Source organism: Candidatus Endomicrobiellum pyrsonymphae, assembly GCF_020328025.1.
GTDB lineage: Bacteria > Elusimicrobiota > Endomicrobiia > Endomicrobiales > Endomicrobiaceae > Endomicrobiellum > Endomicrobiellum pyrsonymphae.
The window spans coordinates 1-5261 of record NZ_JAIXMZ010000076.1 but is presented as its reverse complement, the minus strand read 5'-3'; the positions used below and the strand labels follow the sequence as shown (position 1 = coordinate 5261).

Below are 5261 nucleotides of genomic sequence, written 5' to 3'. Positions count from 1 at the left end.
TACAAAAAACTCTTCTTACATTTACCAAAACTAAATCTTTAGCTTCAGAATCAATCTTGTCTGTTTCTTTTTTGTATATATCAAATAATTTTATTTCTTTAATCGAATCTACTATATCCGATAATCTTGAAGAGTATAGAGCAAACTTTTCCTGATATTTAGATGTAAAATATCGATTTTTTTCATTAAAAAAGGATGAAACTAAGGATGGTAAAGTAGCGCTTAGAGTAAGCAACAAAATAATTAAGAAATTAAATTGTAAAAAAATCGGCAGAAATGTATTAAAAAATTTTGATTTAGAGATTATTTCAAACGATAAAGTTGCGCTAGTTGGAAACACCGGAGCCGGTAAAACTACAATTTTAAATTTAATGGTACTTTTTGATAATATATCCGCTGGGAAAATTTTAATAAACAACAAAAATTTATACAGTATAGACATTAAGAATTTTAGAGCTAAAATATCGTATTTCACGCAAGATTCATTTTTATTCAATACAACTATCAGGGAGAACATTCTACTGAATTTGGATTGTAATAGTCTAATAAATCAAAGATATTTAGAAATTTTAAAAATATGCAAACTTGAAAATTTGAATGATAAAAAAGTTGTAGGAAATAAAGGTATATCTGTTTCAGGAGGAGAAAAACAAAGGATAGCTTTAGCAAGATGCTTAATGAAAAATTTTGAAGTTTTATTGTTAGATGAATTCGGAAATTCTATTCATGAAAATATGGAAATGGAAATTTATAGAAATTTGCTCAATTTTTATAAGGATAAAATTATTATTGTTGTTTCTCATAGAGCAAATATTTCTAACTTGTTTGATAAAAAAATTCAATTGTAAATTATTGTTGAGGTATAAATGATTCAAAAACAAATATTTTTCATAAACAATTTGATTATAATAATATCTATAATTTTTGTATTTATTTTTTTTGTTCCAATATTTACAATCAATATTCCCTTAGATTATAAAATCATTGAAAATGATTTAATAGTGAACACAAAAAATATAAATATGAGGAAAGCTTTATTTGTAAAACTTGACAATAGTACCATAATTGTAAATCACAATACTGGAAGTTTTAAAATCAATAGATATGACATTCATGGGAATAAGATTATTTTAGATGTGCGACAATTCAATATTGATATAGAGAATGATTTAAAGATATTTTATAATTTTAGAAAAAATGTCATAAGTTATGTTTTAAAAAAAGCTGCGTAAATATAATATACTGAGATTTTTTGTAAATGCAAAATTTGATAGAATATGGGAGTGGTTGTTTTGTATTTGGCAATGTAAAAAAGATTGTGTAAAGTTCCAAAGTTGATAGGTGGGTGGGTTGTTTGACTCCACCGCTTTTAGATTATAGGGGTTGCTACGAATTTATTCGCAGTAACTTTGGAATTTGTACAGAGTTCTGTTGTTATTAATATTTTAAGGAGCAATCGCATGATTAGGTTTACAACAGCTGGTGAGTCACACGGAGAGTCTCTTGTTGTTGTTGTTGAGGGTATTCCTGCCGGACTTATCATAGATGTCAAAGAAATTAATGTAGAGCTTGCGAGAAGGCAAAGAGGTTATGGTAGAGGAGAGAGAATGAATATAGAGACGGATACGGCTAAAATTCTTTCTGGTATGCGACATCAAAGAACTATTGGTTCACCGATAGCTATAACTATTGCAAATAAAGATTTTAAAAATTGGACAGATGTAATGTCGCCGTCATCTTCTGCATCATGCGGGCAAGCTCTTTTAAGACCTCGTCCAGGTCATGCGGATTTAGCGGGACTTATGAAATACGGCGTAAATGATTTTAGAGATATTCTTGAAAGAGCTTCAGCAAGAGAAACTGCTTCAAGAGTTGTTGCAGGCGCAATATGTAAAGTTGTTTTAAAAGAATTTGGTATAAAAATTATGTCTTACACATTGCAAATCGGAAATATTAAAGCAGATATATCTTCTATAAAAGAAAATAAAATATGGCAAGACTCGGAAAAGTCAGACATAAGATGTCCCGATAAACTTACAAGTAAAAAAATGATGAAATTGATAGACGAAGCAAGAACTAAAGGAGATACTTTAGGAGGGAAGATTGTTGTTGTCGCAAAAAATATTCCGGTAGGACTTGGAAGTCATACGCAGTGGGATTTAAAACTTGATGGGCGTTTAGCTCAGAGTTTAATTTCAATACAGGCTTTTAAATCTATTGAGTTTGGAGCTGGGACAAAGCTTGCGGAACTTTTTGGATCTATGTCTCACGATGAGATTTTTTATAATAAGACAAAAGGGTTTTATAGAAAAACAAACAGAGCAGGTGGAATTGAAGGCGGTATGAGCAACGGTGAATCTATAGTTATAACTTGTACTATGAAAGCTATTCCTTCGCTTGTAAATTCTCTCCATTCTGTAAATCTTGCTACAAAAAAGATGGCTAAAGCCGAAGCTGTAAGAAGTGATGTTTGCGCAGTGCCTGCTGCGGGTGTTGTTGCCGAAGCTGCAGTTGCCATAGAACTTGCAAAAGCATTAACAGAAAAATTTGGCAGCGACTGTATAAACGATATGAAAAACAATGTTAATAGTTATAAAGAAAGATTAAAGGCAATATAAGTGAATAGCCAATCAAAAAGAAAATCCATAATATTTACAGGTTTTATGGGGACAGGCAAAACAGAAACAGGTAAAATTGTGGCAAAAAAACTAAATATGAGTTTTTTTGATACAGATGATTTAATAGAACAAAAAGCAGGTCTTTCAATAAACGATATTTTTAAGATGTATGGTGAAGCTTGTTTTAGACGGATTGAAACTGAAGTGATAAAAGAAATATCAAAAGAAAAGTCTGTTGTTATCGCTTGTGGCGGGGGGGTGGTTTTAAATCCTGAAAATATAAAGGTTTTAAGACAGAGGGGAATAATAATAAATCTTTGCGCTTCTGTTGAAGTTGTATATGAAAGATTAAAAAATAGCGCCGATAGACCTCTTCTAAAGTGTAAAAATCCTTTAATGGAAATCAAGAAACTCTTAGATGTTAGAAAAAGTGTTTACGCGGATTATGATTTTACTTTCAATACGGATGGGTTAATGGCAAACGAAGTCGCAGATTGTATTTTGAATAAACTTAATATAAAGTTAGTTGATTGTGAGGTTACTTGATTACATAGCAGAATGAGTTTTTGTCTGCTCTCTTTTTGTGTGAAACTGTTTGACAGAACTTTGAATATAAGTTTTAATGTTTGTATCAAAGTCAATAGGAGAAGTAAGTGTTTAAAAAAATGTTGGTTTTGGCTGTTTTTGTTTTTTCTTTTGCTTCGTTGTCTCTTGCAAATAAAACATATGTAGTAGATACTCCTACAACAGGTGCTTTGAGTTATGGCACGTATGACGTGGGGGTTAGATGTTTTTCGTCAGGTAATATTATTTCAAACATTAATTTCGGCGTTTTCAAACTTCTCAATATCGGCGTGTCTTGGGAGCTTGACAAACTTATAGGGAATGATCAAGTTCAAGTTGCGGTTCCTGCTTTGAATGTTAAATTAAGACTTTACGAAGGCAGTATGGTTCTACCGCAATTAGCAATAGGCTATGACGGTCAAGGATATTTTATTGATAATGATTATTCATGGAAATATTTGCAGAGAGGAAAAGGTTTGTATGTAGTTATTGGCAGAGAACTTTTTATAGATGGTTTAATGCTTAATGTCGGCGCTAATGTAAACAATTCAAAAGCCAAGGTCTATGGATTTATAAATGTGATGGTTCCTGTGTATAAAGAAATAGTATATTTTATGACCGAATATGATAATATAAATTACTTTCCTCATGCAAGGCTTAACTGCGGTTTAAAGTTTGCTTTAACGGAATACATAGATGTGGACTGTATTATTAGAGATTGTTGGGGGAAAGAAAGTGTTGGAAGGGTCCCAAATGAAAGAGTTTTAAGAATCAGTTATTCTGGGAAATTTTAAATCTCTAAATAATAATTGTTTATAACAAAAGAGAGATGTAACAAGCATAAGTTTGAGAGGGCACATGGAAACAACTTTTGATTTTGAACAGCCAATAGTGGAGATTGATAAAAGGATTGACGAATTAAAAGAATCTTCTGTGAATGGCAATGTGGATTTGTCTGAGCAAATTAAAGATCTTGAAACGACAAGGGACGAACTAAAGCAAAAAATTTACAGTTCATTATCTCCTTGGCAGAGGATACAAGTTGCAAGGCACCCTCAAAGACCCTATTCTGCAGATTATGTGAAATTAATATTCAATAATTTTGTAGAACTTTGTGGCGATAGGGTTTTTGGCGACGATCAGGCAATTTTGTGCGGTATTGCTGAGATTGATAATAGGTCAGTTGTTGTTATAGGTCATCAAAAAGGCAGAACTCTCGAAGAAAATATGGATAGAAATTTTGGTATGGCTCACCCTGAAGGGTACAGGAAAGCCATGAGAATTATGAAACTTGCCGAAAAATTTAACAGACCTATAATAACTTTTATAGATACGTCAGGAGCATATCCCGGGATTGCTGCTGAAGAGAGAGGTCAGGCTGAAGCTATCGCAAGAAATTTAAGAGATATGTCGGATTTAAAAGTCCCTGTTATAAGCGTTGTTGTAGGCGAGGGTGGTTCCGGAGGAGCGTTGGGGATAGGTGTTTCCAATAAAGTTTTAATGCTCGAAAATTCTTATTATTCAGTTATTTCGCCTGAGGGATGCGCCGCAATACTCTTTAGAGATGGCTCAAAAGCGGCTGAAGCTGCAACAGCGATGAAAATAACAGCTAAAGATTTATTGGGTTTAAAAGTTATAGATGAAGTTATAAAGGAACCTTTGGGTGGCGCTCATTACGACTATACAAAAGCGGCAGCGAATATCAAAACCGCATTAAAGAAATATCTTGGCGAATATGATGGTCTAAGCGGTAAAAAAATTGCTGAGGAAAGGTATTTGAAATTTAGAAACATTGGCATTTATGAAGATGTTGTAAAATCTAAAAATAACCGTAAAAAAACAGTGAAAAAGAAGTCTCAAAAAAATAGGAGGAAATAAAATGGCTCTAGCAACGGGTAAGCAAATTTTGGATGAAGCGAAGAAAAAGAACTACGGAGTAGGCGCGTATAATGTCAACAATATGGAGCAGATACAGGCAATTATGACTGCTGCAAAAGAAACGCAGTCCCCCGTGATTATTCAGGCAAGCAGAGGCGCATTAAAGTATTCTAATTTTACGTATCTTGGTTATTTGATGAA

General features: G+C 32.7%; 8 protein-coding genes. 7 read left to right on the top strand and 1 reads right to left on the bottom strand.

What is annotated here, in order from left to right:
• Window positions 1-340 (bottom strand): hypothetical protein (locus tag LE180_RS06030; protein WP_374134554.1); only part of this gene is annotated, 340 nt, incomplete at its 3' end.
• Between LE180_RS06030 and LE180_RS06025 the strand changes: the two genes are divergently transcribed.
• From LE180_RS06025 to LE180_RS05995, 7 genes are all read left to right on the top strand, one after another.
• On the top strand, window positions 240-848 hold the full coding sequence (locus LE180_RS06025) for an ABC transporter ATP-binding protein (protein ID WP_374134555.1): 609 nt from the start codon (window positions 240-242) through the stop codon (window positions 846-848). The two genes, LE180_RS06030 and LE180_RS06025, sit on opposite strands and share 101 nt — an antisense overlap.
• An 18-nt stretch (window positions 849-866) precedes the next feature.
• Window positions 867-1232, top strand: a complete 366-nt coding sequence (locus LE180_RS06020) for a hypothetical protein (protein ID WP_374134553.1) — start codon at window positions 867-869, stop codon at window positions 1230-1232.
• 228 nt (window positions 1233-1460) lie between these two features.
• Complete coding sequence (gene aroC, locus LE180_RS06015) at window positions 1461-2618, top strand: chorismate synthase (protein ID WP_374134552.1); 1158 nt, start codon at window positions 1461-1463, stop codon at window positions 2616-2618.
• The gene (locus LE180_RS06010; RefSeq protein WP_374134551.1) at window positions 2619-3164 is read left to right on the top strand and encodes a shikimate kinase; all 546 of its coding nucleotides are present in this window, start codon (window positions 2619-2621) and stop codon (window positions 3162-3164) included.
• Between the two features lie 107 nt (window positions 3165-3271).
• A complete protein-coding gene (locus tag LE180_RS06005; protein WP_374134550.1) occupies window positions 3272-3976 on the top strand; it encodes a hypothetical protein in 705 nt (234 codons plus the stop codon).
• Window positions 3977-4040: 64 nt separating this feature from the next.
• Window positions 4041-5060, top strand: a complete 1020-nt coding sequence (locus LE180_RS06000; RefSeq protein WP_374134549.1) for an acetyl-CoA carboxylase carboxyltransferase subunit alpha — start codon at window positions 4041-4043, stop codon at window positions 5058-5060.
• Between the two features lies 1 nt (window position 5061).
• Window positions 5062-5261: class II fructose-bisphosphate aldolase (locus LE180_RS05995; protein WP_374134548.1), on the top strand; the 200-nt coding region annotated here is incomplete at its 3' end.